Origin of the sequence: Streptomyces colwelliae, from assembly GCF_048158785.1 — a bacterium.
Lineage (GTDB): Bacteria > Actinomycetota > Actinomycetes > Streptomycetales > Streptomycetaceae > Streptomyces.
Genome location: NZ_JBLTJC010000232.1, coordinates 1 through 16,697 on the forward strand (window position 1 = coordinate 1; position 16,697 = coordinate 16,697).

17 protein-coding genes and 2 pseudogenes are annotated in these 16,697 nt (G+C 70.3%); 10 read left to right on the forward strand and 9 right to left on the reverse strand.

Annotated features, from left to right (window positions below; all coding sequences use genetic code 11):
* Nucleotides 1-109: 109 nt before the first annotated feature.
* Together ACNFOC_RS35540 and ACNFOC_RS35545 are read right to left on the reverse strand one after the other, a co-directional pair.
* Nucleotides 110-586 (reverse strand): annotated as a pseudogene (locus ACNFOC_RS35540) (transglutaminase-like domain-containing protein); the annotation flags it as partial.
* 17 nt (nucleotides 587-603) lie between these two features.
* The gene (locus ACNFOC_RS35545; RefSeq protein WP_416963164.1) at nucleotides 604-1,605 is read right to left on the reverse strand and encodes a GNAT family N-acetyltransferase; all 1,002 of its coding nucleotides are present in this window, start codon (nucleotides 1,603-1,605) and stop codon (nucleotides 604-606) included.
* A gap of 140 nt (nucleotides 1,606-1,745) precedes the next feature.
* On the opposite strand from ACNFOC_RS35545, the gene fdxA reads away from it, so the two are divergent.
* Nucleotides 1,746-2,066, forward strand: a complete 321-nt coding sequence (gene fdxA, locus ACNFOC_RS35550) for a ferredoxin (RefSeq protein ID WP_019058397.1) — start codon at nucleotides 1,746-1,748, stop codon at nucleotides 2,064-2,066.
* A gap of 143 nt (nucleotides 2,067-2,209) precedes the next feature.
* Nucleotides 2,210-3,328 (forward strand): bifunctional succinyldiaminopimelate transaminase/glutamate-prephenate aminotransferase, encoded by a 1,119-nt coding sequence (locus ACNFOC_RS35555; RefSeq protein ID WP_416963165.1) that lies wholly within the window; start codon nucleotides 2,210-2,212, stop codon nucleotides 3,326-3,328.
* Here ACNFOC_RS35555 and ACNFOC_RS35560 read toward each other — a convergent pair.
* Nucleotides 3,300-4,372, reverse strand: a pseudogene (locus tag ACNFOC_RS35560) (transposase). The gene ACNFOC_RS35555 and the pseudogene ACNFOC_RS35560 overlap by 29 nt on opposite strands.
* A complete protein-coding gene (locus tag ACNFOC_RS35565; protein ID WP_416963166.1) occupies nucleotides 4,369-5,838 on the reverse strand; it encodes an MFS transporter in 1,470 nt (489 codons plus the stop codon). Before ACNFOC_RS35565 ends, ACNFOC_RS35560 begins: the two are co-directional and overlap by 4 nt.
* A gap of 96 nt (nucleotides 5,839-5,934) precedes the next feature.
* Here ACNFOC_RS35565 and ACNFOC_RS35570 point away from each other — a divergent pair, with 96 nt between their 5' ends.
* Nucleotides 5,935-6,501, forward strand: coding sequence for a TetR/AcrR family transcriptional regulator (locus tag ACNFOC_RS35570; protein WP_416963167.1), 567 nt, complete (start codon nucleotides 5,935-5,937; stop codon nucleotides 6,499-6,501).
* 148 nt (nucleotides 6,502-6,649) lie between these two features.
* On the opposite strand, the gene ACNFOC_RS35575 is transcribed toward ACNFOC_RS35570, so the two are convergent.
* Nucleotides 6,650-7,102 (reverse strand): hypothetical protein, encoded by a 453-nt coding sequence (locus ACNFOC_RS35575; RefSeq protein ID WP_019072065.1) that lies wholly within the window; start codon nucleotides 7,100-7,102, stop codon nucleotides 6,650-6,652.
* A gap of 311 nt (nucleotides 7,103-7,413) precedes the next feature.
* On the reverse strand, nucleotides 7,414-8,418 hold the full coding sequence (locus ACNFOC_RS35580; RefSeq protein WP_416963168.1) for a heavy metal transporter: 1,005 nt from the start codon (nucleotides 8,416-8,418) through the stop codon (nucleotides 7,414-7,416).
* 85 nt (nucleotides 8,419-8,503) lie between these two features.
* Between ACNFOC_RS35580 and dapE the strand changes: the two genes are divergently transcribed.
* Both dapE and ACNFOC_RS35590 read left to right on the forward strand, forming a co-directional pair.
* A complete protein-coding gene (gene dapE, locus ACNFOC_RS35585) occupies nucleotides 8,504-9,583 on the forward strand; it encodes a succinyl-diaminopimelate desuccinylase (RefSeq protein WP_416963169.1) in 1,080 nt (359 codons plus the stop codon).
* A gap of 77 nt (nucleotides 9,584-9,660) precedes the next feature.
* Nucleotides 9,661-10,419: an LOG family protein gene (locus ACNFOC_RS35590; RefSeq protein WP_318018671.1), complete on the forward strand. Its 759-nt coding sequence runs from the start codon at nucleotides 9,661-9,663 to the stop codon at nucleotides 10,417-10,419.
* Nucleotides 10,420-10,577: 158 nt separating this feature from the next.
* On the opposite strand, the gene folP is transcribed toward ACNFOC_RS35590, so the two are convergent.
* A complete protein-coding gene (gene folP, locus ACNFOC_RS35595) occupies nucleotides 10,578-11,438 on the reverse strand; it encodes a dihydropteroate synthase (RefSeq protein ID WP_416963170.1) in 861 nt (286 codons plus the stop codon).
* 135 nt (nucleotides 11,439-11,573) lie between these two features.
* On the opposite strand from folP, the gene ACNFOC_RS35600 reads away from it, so the two are divergent.
* Both ACNFOC_RS35600 and ACNFOC_RS35605 read left to right on the forward strand, forming a co-directional pair.
* A complete protein-coding gene (locus tag ACNFOC_RS35600) occupies nucleotides 11,574-11,924 on the forward strand; it encodes a DivIVA domain-containing protein (protein ID WP_416963174.1) in 351 nt (116 codons plus the stop codon).
* The gene (locus ACNFOC_RS35605) at nucleotides 11,921-12,502 is read left to right on the forward strand and encodes a DNA-3-methyladenine glycosylase I (RefSeq protein WP_416963171.1); all 582 of its coding nucleotides are present in this window, start codon (nucleotides 11,921-11,923) and stop codon (nucleotides 12,500-12,502) included. The genes ACNFOC_RS35600 and ACNFOC_RS35605 overlap by 4 nt, the downstream gene beginning before the upstream one ends.
* An 88-nt stretch (nucleotides 12,503-12,590) precedes the next feature.
* On the opposite strand, the gene chcB is transcribed toward ACNFOC_RS35605, so the two are convergent.
* Nucleotides 12,591-13,394 carry a 2-cyclohexenylcarbonyl CoA isomerase gene (chcB, locus tag ACNFOC_RS35610; RefSeq protein WP_416963172.1) on the reverse strand — a complete coding sequence of 268 codons (804 nt, stop codon included), beginning with the start codon at nucleotides 13,392-13,394 and terminating at the stop codon, nucleotides 12,591-12,593.
* Nucleotides 13,395-13,769: 375 nt separating this feature from the next.
* Between chcB and ACNFOC_RS35615 the strand changes: the two genes are divergently transcribed.
* The gene (locus ACNFOC_RS35615) at nucleotides 13,770-13,937 is read left to right on the forward strand and encodes a DUF3117 domain-containing protein (protein ID WP_003966491.1); all 168 of its coding nucleotides are present in this window, start codon (nucleotides 13,770-13,772) and stop codon (nucleotides 13,935-13,937) included.
* Nucleotides 13,938-14,078: 141 nt separating this feature from the next.
* Here ACNFOC_RS35615 and ACNFOC_RS35620 read toward each other — a convergent pair whose 3' ends face one another.
* Nucleotides 14,079-14,777, reverse strand: a complete 699-nt coding sequence (locus ACNFOC_RS35620; protein ID WP_416963175.1) for an O-methyltransferase — start codon at nucleotides 14,775-14,777, stop codon at nucleotides 14,079-14,081.
* Nucleotides 14,778-15,047: 270 nt separating this feature from the next.
* Here ACNFOC_RS35620 and sigE point away from each other — a divergent pair, with 270 nt between their 5' ends.
* Nucleotides 15,048-15,749 carry an RNA polymerase sigma factor SigE gene (gene sigE, locus ACNFOC_RS35625; protein WP_019072074.1) on the forward strand — a complete coding sequence of 234 codons (702 nt, stop codon included), beginning with the start codon at nucleotides 15,048-15,050 and terminating at the stop codon, nucleotides 15,747-15,749.
* Nucleotides 15,746-16,697, forward strand: a 952-nt coding sequence (locus ACNFOC_RS35630) for an anti-sigma factor family protein (RefSeq protein ID WP_416963173.1), incomplete at its 3' end; no start/stop codon positions are given. The genes sigE and ACNFOC_RS35630, both read left to right, overlap by 4 nt.

Genomic DNA, 16,697 nt, shown 5'->3' on the forward strand with positions numbered 1-16,697 from the left:
GTTCGGGTAAAGCATGTCCAATTCGCTCGCACCCGGGCCGGCTAATGGCGACCGAAGGCGACAGCCGAAATCATCGCTGTCGGCAGTGAATCTCCAGGCACAGCCCCCTCCCGTCAAAGGGATCGGCGAGCACCTGCTCCTCCGCCGCCCCGAACCCGACCACGAAATGCCCCGGCAACGCGACCCCGTACACCGGCGCCCCCGCCCGCCGGGCGACCTCCATCCACACCACGGACAGCAGGATCGGCAACCCGCGCCGCCGCCGCAGCACTTCGTGCAGCAACGAGGACTCCAACCGCTGATAGTCACCGGGCGTACCGCGGAACTCGAACCGCACGCCCAGGAGTTGACGCAGCGCGTCGGCCCAGGCGAGCGGCGTGCCCGGCCGGAAGGGCAACTGCCCGGCCAGCCGGTCCAGTTCGATCTGCGCCGAGTCGATGCCCGCGTCGTCCAGCGCCCCGTCCGCCGCCGCTCCCACGAGCAGACACAGCGTCGCGAGATCGGGCCGCTCGGCCCGGGCCTCCTCGGCGAACAACCGACGTACCTCGGCGGCCCGTTCAGGCGGCGGAGGACAGGGGCCGGGCATGGCGAACTCGAACCCGCTCACGACGAACCGTCGCGGTAGTGGTGGTAGGCGTGATGCGCCGAGAACCCCATGCCCGCGTACAGCGACCGCGCCCCCGCGTTGTCCGCCTCGACCTGCAACCACGCGGCCGACGCCCCCTCGTCCAGCGCCCGCGAGGCCAACGCGGCCATGACGAGCGAGCCCAGCCCCCGCCGCCGTAGCGCGGGATCGACCTCGACCGCGCCGAAACCGGCCCACCGCCCGTCGACGACGCACCGCCCGATAGCGGCGGGAGCCGAATCTGCGTTCTCTCCGGGCACGGTCGCGAACCACACCGAGGGGCCGCTCCCCAGTACCTTCAGGGCCACGTCGCTCACCCCCTTGCGCTGATAGCGGGCCAGCCATGCCTCGTCGGCCGTCCTGGACAGCACGACCCCGGACGCGTCGGCGCGGTCGGCGACAGGGGCCAGGGCCCCGACCCACAGCTCGGCCGTGACCTCGCGGGTCCAGCCGCGCCGTTCGAGCTCGGCGCAGAGCAACTCCTGCGTGCCCTCGCCGCCGGTCGCGGTCTGGACGTACGCGGGCAGGCCCCGGTCGCCGTACCACCGTCGTACGGCGGTCAGGGCCTCGTCGAGGGGCAGGGCGGGATCGCCGAGCGGCAGCACGGAGTTGGCGCGCCGGGTGTATCCGGCGGCGGCGCGCAGCTCCCACTCGCCGAGCCGCTCGCTCTCCACCGGCCGCCAGGCGCGCGCGGAGACCTGGGCCAATTCCCGGTAGGTGGCGGACGGTCCCCGACGGCGGGCCGGAGCGGCCGGGACGATCTTGCCCGCCACCAGCGAGGATTCCGGAATACGGACGGACTCGCCACCCTTCCGTGTGATCGTCAGCACACCGCTGTCCCATGATGTGAGAACACCCACCGTGTCGGTGAACTTCTCCGTCGTGTCTTCAGTACCTGTCAAGCGTCTGACGGACACTCGTTTGCCCACGTCAGCAGCGGTGATCCGGACCTCAAGACGTCCAGCCGCAGAGATTTCCACAGGTCAGTTCACCCCTCCTGTATGGATCACGCCCCGGAACGGAGATACTAGGTGCGGGCATGGACGACGCCGCGCTCCAGCGCGCCTGGCGGCGGAGCCTACGGAGGCCCGCCAGCGCCCTATCGAGGAGGAACGACAGCGTGACCTACGTCATCGCGCAGCCTTGTGTCGACGTCAAGGACAAGGCGTGCATCGAGGAGTGCCCGGTCGACTGCATTTACGAGGGCTCCCGGTCCTTGTACATCCACCCGGACGAATGCGTCGACTGCGGAGCCTGTGAGCCGGTGTGCCCGGTCGAGGCGATCTTCTACGAGGACGACACTCCCGAGGAGTGGAAGGACTACTACAAGGCCAACGTCGAGTTCTTCGACGAGCTCGGCTCCCCCGGCGGCGCCAGCAAGCTGGGCCTGATCGAGCGCGACCACCCCTTCGTCGCCGCGCTGCCGCCGCAGAACCAGTAAGAGCGGCCCGCACAGACGCGCCGCCTCGGTCCCGTACGGCCTGATCACGCCCGGTCAGCGCCCTACGGGGCCGAGGCGTTTGCCGTACGGCGGTCCGACGACGGCCGTACGGGGCGCACGTACCAGAAAGTGAGCCAGTCATCGTGTCCGCAGTCACCGACCGCCTGCCCACCTTCCCCTGGGACAAGCTGGAGCCGTACAAGAAGACGGCCGCAGCGCACCCGGACGGCATCGTCGACCTGTCCGTCGGCACCCCGGTCGACCCGGTTCCCGACCTGATCCAGAAAGCGCTGATCGCCGCGGCCGACTCGCCCGGCTATCCGACGGTCTGGGGCACACCGGCACTGCGCGACGCGATCACGGGCTGGGTGGAGCACCGCCTCGGCGCCCGTGACGTGACCCACCGCCACGTCCTGCCGATCGTCGGCTCCAAGGAACTCGTCGCCTGGCTCCCGACCCAGCTGGGCCTGGGCCCCGGCGACCGCGTCGCCTACCCGCGCCTCGCGTACCCGACGTACGAGGTCGGCGCCCGCCTGGCCCGCGCCGAGTACGAGACCTACGACGACCCGACTACCCTCGACCCCGAGGGCCTGAAGCTCCTCTGGCTCAACTCCCCGTCGAATCCCACCGGCAAGGTCCTGTCGAAGGACGAACTGACCCGGATCGTCGCCTGGGCCCGCGAGCACGGCATCCTGATCTTCTCCGACGAGTGCTACCTCGAACTGGGCTGGGAGGCCGACCCGGTCTCGGTCCTCCACCCGGACGTCAACGGCGGTTCCTACGACGGGATCGTCGCCGTCCACTCGCTCTCCAAGCGGTCGAACCTCGCCGGTTACCGCGCGGCCTTCCTCGCCGGCGACCCGGCGGTCCTCGCCCCGCTCCTGGAGATCCGCAAGCACGGCGGCATGATGACCTCGTCCCCGACCCAGGCGGCGGTGATCGCGGCCCTCGGCGACGACACCCACGTCCAGGTCCAGCGCGAGCGCTATCTGGCCCGCCGCACGGCCCTTCGCGAGGCTCTCGTCGCCCACGGCTTCCGCATCGAACACAGCGAGGCCAGCCTGTATTTGTGGGCAACGAGGGACGAGTCCTGCTGGAAGACGGTCGCCCACCTGGCCGACCTCGGCATTCTGGTGGCGCCGGGCGACTTCTACGGCGAGGCGGGCGAAAACTTCGTACGCGTGGCCCTGACGGCAACGGATGAGCGAGTACAGGCAGCTGTGAACAGGCTCATCACAGACCAGGGTGTAGTCGCGGTCTGAAGCCGCCGGCCTTGAGCAGTGATCTGGCGATGTAGTCGGTGAGGTCGCGGAGGCCTAGTGCGCTGCCGCGGAGGTGTTCGGGTCGTTCGTCGATCGCCTCGGTGGGCGCGTTGCTGGAGCCGGGCCGGCCGAAGTGGGTGAGCATGTCGGCGGCGCGCTTCTTCCATGGTCGGCCCAGCGTGACGACCTCGGTCAGGGCCTTCGGGACGCCGGTGTTGACGGAGTCGATCAGCGAGGTCGTCAGCGGTGGAGCGGGGCGCCAGTGCGGCTGCGGCTGCGGTGACCGTGGATGGCCTGTCGGACGCGTCGTTGGCAGCGGTCGAGTGCGTCACCGGCCAGGCGGACGACGTGGAAGGGGTTCATGACCGCGGCCGCGGTCGGGATCTCCATCTCTTCGGCTGCGGCGGTCTTGAAGCCGGTGGACCCGTCCATGGCGACGACCTCGACGATGTCGCGCCGGGCCGGGTCGCGGTTGGCCGGGCAGGTCTTGAAGACCTGCTTGGAGCGGCCTTCAACCATGTCCAGCGGGCGTGCTGGGCTGGTTCCGGCGCGCACGGCGGTGCGGTCGATGATGACGGTGACGTACTTGTCGCCGCGGTGGGTGTGGCGCCACACGTGCTCGTCGGCGTCGATGGCGGTGTCGCCGTCGAAGCGCTTCTCGTTGTTGATCAGGACGCGCTCGCCTTCGGCCAGCGCGGCGCCGTCGGCGGTGTTCCACGGGTCGCCGAGCCCCTCGGCGACCCGGGCCACGGTGAGGTGGTGGCACACGATCGCCTCAAGTGCCCACCGCGGTCCGCGACGCGACAGCTTCGCTCGCGGCTCCGCGGCCTCGTGGTGCCTTGGCAGCCGCAGCCGCAGCCGCAGCCGCAGCCGCAGCCGCAGCGGCGGCACCGGCCCTCGCTGCCGTCGTCGGCATCCACGACCCGGCAGGCCGGCACGGCACGGTCGGGTTCGGGGCGTTGGCCGGTCACGATCGGACCGAGCTCGTCGAGGCGAGCGGAAAGTGTTCAGGTCGGGGCTGGAGAAGCCCCACGGGTGTGTCAATGGTCGTGAGTGACGAGGCGCTGGCCGTTGCGGGTGGCGGCGTCCCTGGCCCAGCTGCTGGTGGAGATGAGGCCGAGCGCGAGCACGGCGACTCCGCAGCCCCCGATGACGACCCAGGCGGCGTGGCTCGAGTGGACGAACCCGGCGCTGGAGCTGGCGACGATCGAGCCGGTCACCGCGACGCCGATCGCGCTGCCGAACTGTCGAGCGCTGGCCGCTAGCGCTCCCGCGACGCCGACCTGATCGAGCGGCATTCCGGAGACGGCGGTGTGGCTGACCGGCGGGCTGACCATGCCCGCGCCGAGGCCGAAGACGGCGTAGGCGACCAGCAGGTGGACGCTGTGGGTGTGCGTGCTCAGGGCAACGAGGGGGAAGGCGCCGGTGGCCAGGAGCGCGCCGCCCAGCGCGAGGGCGAGGCGGTCTCTTCGGGCGGCGACGAGCCGTCCGGAGAGATTGGCGGCGACGGCTTGACCCAGGGCCATCGGGATGATCATCACGCCGGCGTGCAGCGGGCTGTAGCCGCGGATGTCCTGGAGATAGAGGGTGTTGAGGAACAGGAACCCGCCCAGACCGGCCGTCATCATCAGCGAGATCAGGTTCGCGCCGGAGAACGGAGGGCTGCGGAAGTACCGCAGGTCGATCAGCGGCTCGGATCGCCGCGGCTCGACGACGAGGATCCCGGTCAGGGCCACGACGGCGAGCACGATCAGCCCGACGATCCAGGGGTCCGTCCACCCGTGGCGGGGGCCCTCGATCGTCGCGGCGATGATCGAGGCGAACAAGACGATGATCAGAGCCTGGCCGAACGGGTCGAACCGGCGGGCCCGGGTGGCCTTGGACTCAGGGACGAACTTCCGCGTCAGCGCGAAGGCGGCGATCCCGATCGGGACACTGATCCAGAACACCGACCGCCAGCCGATGCCGCTGACCAGCAGGCCACCCAGCACAGGCCCCGCCGCCATGGTGATCCCGATCACCGACCCCCACACACCGATCGCGCGTGCCCTCTCCCCGCGGTCGGTGAACACGCCGACGATGATCGACATCGCGACCGGGTTGAGCATCGAGCCGCCCACCGCCTGCACGCCGACGAAGGCGATCAGCCACCCCACGCCGGGCGCCAGGCCACACAGCAAGGAGCCGAGAGAGAACAGCGTGAGCCCGAGCTGGAAGATCCGTTTGCGGCCGAATCGGTCGGCCATCGAGCCGGACAGCATCAGCAGGCAGGCCATGACCAGGGAGTAGGTGGAAACGGTCCACTCCAGGCTGCTGAGCGAGGCGTGCAGGTCCCTGCTGATCGAGGGAAGCGCGACGTTGACGATGGTGAGGTTGATGCCGGTCACGCCCACGCTGAGACAGCAGATCGCCAGCACCAGCCAGCGGCGGACGGGACGCGATGGGCCGGTCGACGGGCCGGTCGCCGCTGTCGGGCCGGGCGGGTTGGTGGGGGCGCTGGATGTGCTCATGGCGGATCCTTGAACGGAGGCGATAGACTCCGGATCGAAACGGAGTGGGTGTTCGGATAATACGAACACCCTGTCCACTTACGCAAGGACGCTCGAATGCCTGACCAACCGCCTGCTCCCTCGAAGAGGGCTGACGCGGTCCGCAACCGCCAGCGGATCATGGACGCCGCCCGCGCCGCCTTCGCCGCGACCGGGCCGGAGACGTCGATGGCCGAAGTCGCCCGGAGGTCGGGGGTCAGCCCCGCGACCCTGTACCGCAACTTCGAGAGCCGCAACGAACTCCTCGAAGCGCTCCTCGTCGATGAGGTCGACGAGGTCTGCGCCGCTGCTGCGACAGCCGAGGGCGACGGCCCGGCAGAGCGCCTTACGACCTGGCTCCGCCGCTTCTTTCAATACGTCACCACCAAGCGGCCGGTCGTGATCGCGCTGGTCGAGCACACCGACACCGACAATCCCGTCTTCGACACCCGAGGCCGGATGCTCACCGCCGGTCAGCCGCTGCTCACCGCCGCCCACGACGCACACGAGATCGAACCCGGACTCGACCTGGGCCAGATCCTCGACATGGTCGTCGCCATCGCGAAGATCCCCGGCACCCCGGAATACCGACAGCCGATCCTCGACGCGGCACTCGCCGGCCTGCACAGACGCGACGCCTCCTGACGCCCTCGTCGAGCGGTGCACGGTGCCGGATCCCGCTCATCCGGGCTCGCTGCCCCCCACCGACCGTAAGCCGACGAACAACGCGGAAAAGGGGTCCAGGGAAATTCCCTGGACCCCTTCAATGCAGGCGCACTGAAACGCGGCCGAACTAGCCGAGCGGAAGCCCCTTCAACGGCAGCTCCTGAGCCGTGGGCAACCCACCCTTGGTCACCGCGTCCGTCGGCAACCCGCCACCCGCGGTCGCGGTCTTGGCCGTGTCACCGAGCAGGCCTCCGGCCTGTCCAGCCGTGTCACCGGCGACATGCTGCGCAGCCGGCGCCACCGTCTTGGCAACCTTCCCGCCGGTCTTCCCGGCGGCCGGCACCGCCTTCTCCAGCGTCTGGCCACCGGACTTGCCGGCGACCCCCGTGACGTTCTGGCTCGCGCCGTCGACCGTGTTGCCGACGCTCGCCCCGTCCAGGGCGGTCAGCGCGCCCAGGTTCGGGGTGGCCGGCAGGGAGGGGGCCGCACTGGCGGAGCCGGCCGCACCGACCCCGGCTGCCGCTCCCGCTGCGACGAGCAGCGCGGCACGGGCGATCCGGCGGGTCAGGGGGAGGGACATGATGCTCCTTGTGTTGATCTCCGGGCTCGGACGCAGTGACTACCGCTCGAAACGCGCGAAGGTTGCGGAGCGCCAACGTAAAGAGTTGGCAATGCGTCGCATTATCAGCTACGGATAAAAACGGACAAAGAGCGCCCGGTCCGAAAGTCTGCCGAATGCGCACAGCCCTTTGTTCTCAAGGGTTTCGGCGCATGCGAGGGTGACGGCCCGAAGACCTGCGCACCCTCGGCCCCACATCGACCACGCATAACCCCTACGGGTGAGGCACCGTACGACTGCCCGACCACGACTGCCTGACTACGACTGCCCGGCTACTTCTCCGCGCCCTGCCGCTCGGTCACTATGCGCACTCCGCCGGAGGCCGTCGTGGCGGACGAGCGCCACGGGTCGTCCGCGCTGCCGGCGGCCCACTCACGGCCGGCATACGACACGCGCTCGATGTGCAGCACCGAGGAGTTGGCCACCGCCCAGTGCGCGAGCTGCCATCCGGTCCTCGTACTACCGGGCCGCACCAGCAGGGTCACGGTGCTGCCGCCGGTCGCACTCGCGCTGGGAGAGGGCGTCGGCGTGGACTTGGCCTTCGCCTTGGACTTGTCCTTCGACGCCGAGCCGCCCCCGGTCACCTCCGCGCCGGTCACCTCCGCGCCGGTCTCCTTCAGCACCGTGCGCCCGAAGTCCCGTACCAGCGCGGCCCTTACGGCGTCCGGTCCGGTGTCCGCCCGGGTCGTGTCCGGGAGGCCCTGGCAGGTCAGCGTGGCGGCCGCCTGCCCGGTGAGGGCGGCGGAGAGCAGTGTGGCCTCGGGCTCGTGCTTGGCGTACGCCTCCGGGTAACCGCTGCGCTGCACGCGCTGCGCGGCGACCGTGAGGGCGAGCTTCTGGTAGTCGTCCACCTTGGACAGGTGCTCGTAGAAGACGCCCGCCGCGTACGTCGGGTCCAGGATCTCCTTCTTGGTGCCCCAGCCCTGCGAGGGCCGCTGCTGGAACAGGCCGAGCGAATCCAGGTCGCCGTGCTGGATGTTGACGAGCTGCGACTCCTGGAGGGCGGTCGCGAGCGCGATCGTCACGGCCCGCTCCGGCATCCCGCGCCCGGTTCCGACGGCGGCGATCGTCGCCGCGTTCATCGTCTGCTCCTGCGAGAACTCGTACTGCTGGCCGTCGTCCTTGCCGGAGACCACCTTGCAACCGGGCCCGCCCCGGCCGCCGGTGACGTACTGGACGACCAGATAGCCCGCGACCGCGAGCAGCACCACGAACGCCGAGGAGAACCGGAAGAGGCGGCCGCGTCGACGCTTCTTGGGGGTGGGGGACTGCACCATCCCCACAAGGTAGCGGAGGCTCCTGTTACCGCTGCGCCGGGTGTGGACAAACGGTGGAGAGGCCCTTCGCGTTAGGGTCGACGCCATGGCCGACACCGCACTTGACCTCACGCTTGACGCCGCACGGCTCACCGCGCAGCTCGTCGACTTCCCCTCGGAGAGCGGCGGCGAGAAGCCCCTCGCGGACGCGATCGAGACCGCGCTGCGCACCCTGCCGCACCTCACGGTCGACCGGTACGGCAACAACGTCGTCGCGCGGACCGGCCTCGGGCGCCCCGAACGCGTCGTCCTGGCCGGCCACATCGACACGGTCCCGATCGCCGACAACGTCCCCTCGCGCCTCGACGAGAACGGCGTCCTGTGGGGCTGCGGCACTTGCGACATGAAGTCCGGCGTCGCGGTCCAACTCCGCATCGCCGCAACGGTTCCGGCCCCCAATCGCGACCTCACCTTCGTCTTCTACGACAACGAAGAGGTCGCCGCCCACCTCAACGGCCTCAAGCACGTCTCCGAAGCCCATCCCGACTGGCTGGAGGGCGACTTCGCGGTCCTCCTGGAGCCGACGGACGGTCAGGTCGAGGGCGGTTGCCAGGGCACGCTCAGGGTGTTCCTGAAGTTCAAGGGTGAACGAGCGCACTCCGCGCGCGCGTGGATGGGCTCCAACGCGATCCACGCGGCCTCGCGGGCGCTGGCCAAGCTCGCCGCGTACGAGCCCCGCACGCCCGTCGTGGACGGCCTCCAGTTCCACGAGGGCCTCAACGCGGTACGCGTCGAAGGGGGAGTGGCCACCAACGTCATCCCCGACGCGTGCACCCTGGTCGTCAACTTCCGCTACGCGCCCGACCGTAGCGAGGACGAGGCCGAGGCCTTCGTACGCGACTACTTCGCCGACTGCGGGGTCGACGAGTTCGTCGTCGACGACCACACCGGAGGGGCCCGCCCCGGCCTGACCCACCCGGCCGCCGCGGCCTTCATGGCGGCCGTCGGCGGCGAGGCCCGCCCCAAGTTCGGCTGGACCGACGTGGCCCGCTTCAGCGCGCTCGGCGTCCCTGCGGTGAACTACGGCCCCGGCGCCCAACTCCTCGCCCACAAGGTCGACGAGAGGGTCGAGGCGGCCCTGATCCCCGAGGCGGAGCGGCGGCTGCGGGACTGGCTCACCGCCTGACATCCGTATGTCCCCCCTCCGTAACCCGCGTAGACCTACGCTGAAGTACGAAACACCTGCAAGTGGAGGGAGCGCACATGGCTACAGGCAACCCCGAGGGCAAGCAGCAGCCACCGGAGGAGCAGCGCCTGGGACCGGTCCTCCGGCGGCGCGGCCAGGTGACCGCGAGCACGACCGACCAGCGCCTCCTGGACGCGGGCGGCCCCTCGGACTGGGTCCACACCGACCCGTGGCGCGTCCTGCGGATCCAGTCGGAGTTCATCGAGGGCTTCGGCACCCTGGCCGAACTGCCGCCCGCGATCAGCGTGTTCGGCTCGGCCCGCACCAAGCCGGACTCACCGGAGTACGAGGCGGGCGTACGGCTCGGACGCGCCCTCGTGGAGGCCGGGTGGGCCGTGATCACCGGCGGCGGTCCCGGAGCCATGGAGGCGGCCAACAAGGGCGCCCTGGAGGCCAAGGGCATCTCCGTCGGCCTCGGCATCGAGCTGCCCTTCGAGCAAGGGCTCAACGCGTACGTCGACATCGGGCTGAACTTCCGCTACTTCTTCGTCCGCAAGATGATGTTCGTCAAGTACGCCCAGGGCTTCGTGGTCCTCCCCGGCGGCCTCGGCACCCTCGACGAACTCTTCGAGGCCCTCACCCTCGTACAGACCCAGAAGGTCACCCGCTTCCCGATCGTCCTCTTCGGAAGCGAGTACTGGGGCGGCCTGGTCGACTGGCTGAAGAACACGCTGATCGCCCAGGGCAAGGCGTCGGAGAAGGACCTGCTGCTGTTCCATGTGACGGACGACGTGGACGAGGCGGTAGCGCTGGTGTCGAAGGAAGCCGGCCGCTAGCTCTGGTTCTGAACTCGGGCCGGCTTCACTCAGCCCGTCCGGCGTTTGAGGACGAGGCCGTCCAGGCCGAAGCGGGGGTCTGGGGGCGCAGAGCCCCCAGGGATGGGACGGGTAGGGGCGGCGGGGGCGCTGCATCCATCAGCGGCTCCGCCGCGGGCCTACGCCAGCCCCCGCCTCCCCACAGCCGGAGGCCGATGCCCCGCGATCGAAGCAACCATGTCCAACACCTGCCGCGTCTCCGCGACCTCGTGCACCCGGTACACCTGCGCACCGAGCCACGCCGACACGGCCGTGGTCGCAAGCGTCCCGACAACCCGCTCCTTGACCGGCTTGTCGAGCGTCTCGCCCACAAAGTCCTTGTTGGACAGCGACACCAGTACGGGCCACCCCGTCTCGACCATCTCCCCGAGCCGCCGCGTCGCCTCCAGACTGTGCCGCGTGTTCTTCCCGAAGTCATGCCCGGGATCGATCAACACCGACTCCCTGGGCACACCCAGCTCTACGGCCCGTTCGGCGAGGCCAAGGGTCACGCGCAGGATGTCGGCCATGACGTCGTCGTACGCCACCCGGTGCGGCCGTGTGCGCGGCTGTGCGCCACCCGCGTGCGTGCACACCAGCCCCACGCCGTACCGCGCGGCGACCTCCGCGAGCCGGGGATCGACGCCGCCCCACGCGTCGTTCAGGAGATCAGCGCCGACCTCGCAGACCGCCTCGCCGACCTCGTACCGCCAGGTGTCGACGCTGATGATCACGTCCGGGAAGCGCCGCCGCACCTCGGCCACGAAGCCGACCGTGCGCCGCGCTTCTTCCTCGGCGGTCACTTCCTCGCCGGGCCCGGCCTTGACCCCGCCGATGTCGATGATCGCGGCGCCCTCGGCCACCGCCTGCTCCACGCGCGCGAGGGCGGGCTCGTCGCGGAACGTGGCCCCCTGGTCGTAGAAGGAGTCCGGGGTCCGGTTCACGATCGCCATGATCACCGGCTCGTGCGTGTCGAATTCACGCCTGCCCAGCCTGAGCATCCCCTGTGACCTCTCCTAGTGCGTACCGGTCTTCAGCCGCCTGTGACCCTAACTGTCAGCGTCGCATGGCACGATCGGACCCTGACACATTCGGCTTCGGCACGTCCGACATCGACGCCCGTGGAGACCTCAGAGATGTTCATGTTCCTGTTCCTGGTCGTCGGGCTCGCCGTCGTGGTCGGCGCCGTGACCCTCTCGGTGATCGGCGGCGGCGACAGCGCCCCGCTGCCCGACGTCGCGCCCGAGCGCCTCGACGACCCGCTGCCCCAGGATCGGCCGGTGAACCACGCCGACATCGAGACCCTCCGCTTCCCGCTCGCCGCGCGGGGCTACCGCATGGACGAGGTGGACGACGTACTGAGCCGCCTCGCCGCCGAACTCGCCGAGCGCGACGCCCGGATCGCCGACCTGGAGTCCGCGCTCGCGGGCGCGCAGGCCACCGCACACGTCTCCATGCGGAAGCCGATCGAAGGCGACCAGCAGTGAGCGAGGGTGCGGCCGTCGCCGGCCCGGACGGCGCCCTGCGTTGCCCCTGGGCGCTGTCCACGGAGGACTACGTCTCGTACCACGACGAGGAGTGGGGCCGCCCGGTCCACGGCGACGACGCCCTCTACGAGCGGCTTAGCCTGGAGGCCTTCCAGTCCGGCCTCTCCTGGATCACGATCCTGCGTCGCCGCGAGGGCTTCCGGGCCGCGTTCGACGGCTTCCAGATCTCCAAGGTCGCCGCCTTCACGGACACCGACCGCGAACGCCTCCTCGCCGACGCCGGCATCATCCGCAACCGCCTCAAGATCGACGCGACGATCGCCAACGCGCGCGTGCTGGCGGGTTGGGCCCCGGGCGAGCTCGACGAGTTCATCTGGTCCCACGCCCCGACCCCGGGCCCGGCCCCGAGGACCCTCGGAGACGTCCCGGCGGTCACGGCGGAGTCGACAACCCTGTCGAAGGCGCTGAAGAAGCGGGGCCTGAAATTCGTCGGCCCGACGACGGCGTACGCGCTGATGCAGGCGTGCGGGCTGGTCAACGACCACCTGAAGACATGCGTGGCCAGGAGCGCCCCCTAAGGGGCGCGGGGCTGTATCAATGTGCGGCTCCGCCGCGTGAGCGCGACCAGCCCCCACGCACCCGCACCCGCACCCGCAGCTTCAGAACTCAGCGACCCAAGTACTTCGGCTTCTCCTTGTTGACGAAGGCCTGCACGGCGATCGCATGGTCCTCCGACGCGCCCGCCCGGGACTGAAGTTCGTCTTCTTTCTCCAGCGTCTCCTCAAGGGTGTGCGTCAGGCCGTACGCCACGGCCTCCTTCAGCGCCGCGTAGGCCACCGTCGGACCGTTCGCCAGCTGCCGGGCCACCTTCTCCGCCTCGGCGTGCAACTCGCCCACGGGGACGAGCCGGTTGGCGATCCCCAGGTCGTACGCGTCCTGCGCCGTGATCGTGCGCGGGAACAGCAGCAGGTCGGATGCGCGACCCGGGCCGACGACCCGGGGCAGCGTCCAGGAGATGCCGGAGTCCGCGGTGAGGGCGACACCCGCGAAGGACGTGTTGAAGCCGGCCGTGTCCGCCACGACCCGGTAGTCCGCGGCCAGGGCGAGCCCGAAACCGGCGCCCGCGGCGACTCCGTTGACCCCGGCGACCACGGGCTTCGTCATACCGGCGAGCGCCCGCACGATGGGGTTGTAGTGCTCTTTCACCGTGGTCATGGTGGCCCCGGTCCCGGCCTCCCGGTCGGAGGCGAGCAGCGTGATGTGCTCCTTGAGGTCCTGGCCCACGCAGAACGCCCGCTCCCCGGCCGCGGTCAGCAGCACGGCCCGTACGGCGTCGTCGTCCGCCGCGGCCTGGACCGCCTCCCTGAGGGCGACTTTGGTCGCGATGTTCAGCGCGTTCATCGCCTCGGGGCGGTTCAGCGTGATCGTCGCGAGTCCGTCGCTCACCTCGTAGAGCACGGTGTCGGCCATGGCGTATCCCCTCGGGTGTCGCGGCTCCGGCGTACCGGTCGGTACGCCGTACGTCCGTAGGACAGCATGGCGGAGATCACCGTCCACGCACCGGACCGGACGTGTGACCTGCGTCAAAGAATTCTGGTCCGGATCGGGTCGGCCGGGGTCCGCGCGGCGGCGGAGTATCGCAGTCACATCGGCGAATTGAGTGGTTTTGCTCGCGCGCGTTGCCCAAGCGATGCCGACTGATGTTGGTCATCGGGTCCTGAGATGCGGGATAATGGCTTGGAAGCAATGTGTTCGATGCCGGTGACGCGTGTCTCATTAGGGGCCGCGCGTGCCCTCCATGGGGCCGTCGGCGACGATGAGCTGGTTTCAGGAAGGGGAACGAGCATGGCGGCCATGAAGCCGCGGACGGGCGATGGCCCGCTCGAGGTGACCAAGGAGGGGCGGGGCATCGTCATGCGCGTTCCGCTCGAAGGCGGCGGGCGGCTCGTCGTCGAGCTGACCCCTGACGAGGCCGACGCGCTGGGCGACGCCCTCAAGAAGGTCGTCGGCTGACGGGGCGGAACGCGACCATACCCCTTCAGCTGCCCCGGCACCCGAGACGGTGCCGGGGCAGCTGCTTTCCCGAATTCCTGTCCCGAAGTTCTGCGGGTCCTGTCCCGAAGTCCTGTGGCCCGACCGCCGGTTGGGGCCTGTCTACCGTTTGACGGCGCACAGCAGGCCGTCGCCCACCGGGAGCAGCGACGGCACCAGGTCCGGGCTCTCGCGCACGGCGCGCAGCAGTTCGCGCAGCCGGAGGACTTCGGTGGGCTGGGGGCTCGAGTCGACGGTGCGGCCGTTGGCGAAGACGCCCTCGAAGACCACCAGGCCACCCGGGCGCAGCAGGCGCAACGATTCAGCGAGATAGTCCAGGAACTCCAGCCGGTCGCCGTCGCAGAACACGAGGTCGTAGCCGGCGTCCGCGAGCCGGGGCAGCACGTCCAGGGCGCGGCCCGGGATGAAGCGGGCCCGGTTGCTGGCGAAGCCGCAGGCGCGGAAGGCCTGGCGGGCGAACTGCTGGTGGTCCGGCTCGGGGTCGACGGTGGTCAGTACCCCGTCCGGCCGCATGCCGTACAGAAGATGCATTCCGGAGACGCCGGTCCCGGTGCCGATCTCCGCCACCGCCTTCGCGTCCACGGTGGCGGCGAGCATCCGCAGCGCGGCGCCCGTGCCGGGCGACACCGAGCGCAGCCCTGCCTCGCGGGCCCGGTCACGGGCCCAGCGCAGTGCTTCGTCCTCGGCGACATAGGCGTCGGCGAACGCCCAGCTCGTCTGCCGGTTGCCGGTAATGACCCTCTCCTGTCCCCGTGGTTGCCTGGGCGTGACTGTATCCGTTGGTGCCGGGAACCTGCTGATGGGACCGGGCGTTTAGAGGGGGAGGAATGCACTGGGGGACGCGGCCGGAGGGAAGAGCGGGGGATGAGGATGGATCAGTACGTCGGGCAGCGGCCCGAGCAGGGGCACGGAGATCGGCTCGCACCACCGCCAGGTCGGTATGAGCGTGTATCAAATTCTCGTAAAACCGCTTATCCGGAGCTAACGGGCGAGGTGGCTATGGTAGGGGCTCCACTGGACACCACCAGAGCCGACAGGGGAGGTGCGGCTGTACCTGTGGATCGGGGAGGAGTGCTACGGCGCTTTCTCGGATCGGCGGGCAGGCCGAAATCCGTGAACGACACCGCTGCTGACCACAGCCACGCCGCTGACCATGCCCAGACCGCGACCTTCTCCACCGACGCGGACGGGCAGGCGTGGACTCCGCCCACCTGGGAGGAGATCGTCAGCACCCACAGCGGCCGTGTGTACCGGCTCGCGTACCGCCTGACGGGGAACCAGCACGACGCCGAGGACCTGACGCAAGAGGTCTTCGTCCGGGTCTTCCGTTCGCTGTCGACGTACACGCCCGGCACCTTTGAGGGCTGGCTCCACCGCATCACCACCAACCTCTTCCTGGACATGGTCCGCCGCAAGCAGCGCATCCGTTTCGACGCGCTGGGGGAGGACGCGGCCGAGCGCCTGCCCAGCCGCGAGCCGTCACCCCAGCAGGTCTTCAACGACGCGCACTTCGACGCGGACGTCCAGCAGGCCCTGGACACCCTCGCCCCGGAGTTCCGGGCGGCGGTCGTCCTGTGCGACATCGAGGGTCTCTCGTACGAGGAGATCGCCGCGACCCTGGGCGTCAAGCTCGGCACGGTCCGTTCCCGGATCCACCGCGGCCGCTCCCAGCTCCGCAAGGCCCTCGCGCACCGCTCGCCGGAAGCACGGGCCGAGCGCCGTTCCTTCGTGGCGCGTGTGCCCGCGCTGGGGGGAGGGGGCGCGACCGCGTGAGTGGATCACGTCCTACGCCTGCGGAGCAGCATCTGGGAGACCGACTTTCCGCCCTGGTGGACGGGGAGCTCGGTCATGAGTCGCGCGAGCGCGTACTGGCGCACCTGGCCACCTGTACGAAGTGCAAGGCCGAGGCCGACGCGCAGCGCCGACTGAAGAACGTGTTCGCCGAAGTGGCCCCACCGCCCCCCTCCGAGAGCTTCCTGGCCCGTCTGCAGGGGCTTCCCGGGGGAGGCGGCGACATGGACGGCGAGGAGCCGCCCGGCGGGGGATTCTTCGCCACCGGGATCGGTGTCTTCGGTGTCAAAAGAGACGGCCCGCTCGACGCGTTCGAGTTCGGCTACGTCCCCGCGGGCCCGCACGTCGCCAGGGCCCTGACCCCTTCGTCCCAGTCCCACCAGTCCCAGTCTTCGTCCCGGTCCGCCCGTGAGGGCTTCCGTATCCATGACGTCAGCCGGCACGACGCCGACCGCTCCGCCTCGCGCGGGATGCGGTTCGCGTTCGTCGCCGCCGGGGCGGTGTCGCTGGCCGCGATCGCGCTGGGCGGGGTGGCCACGGTCGCTCCGGGCGACGCGGCCGCGGAAGCGCGGGGCGGTACGGGTGTGACTCCGGCGCGTACGCAGGGCACGGGTGCGGCGGCGACCTCCGACGCCGGGCGGCGCCGTGGTGCGGTCGGGCCCCTGCTCGCCCAGGGGACGAGCCAGCGGTCGATGCTCGGCGACACCGCGGTGCAGCCGACCTCGGTCTCCGCACCGCTCCTTCCCGGAGTGCCCTCGCCCGCGGCCGTCCAGGGCGACGAGGTCATGCACACGCTCACCGCGCCGGTGATGGCCGGAGCGGCGGTCATGTCCCCCCTGATACGCCCGCTCAACGCGACCCCGCCGGTCGCCCTCACGTCCTGGTCCACGGCCCCCGAGGTCATGGCCCCCGGCCTGCTCCGTGCACCGG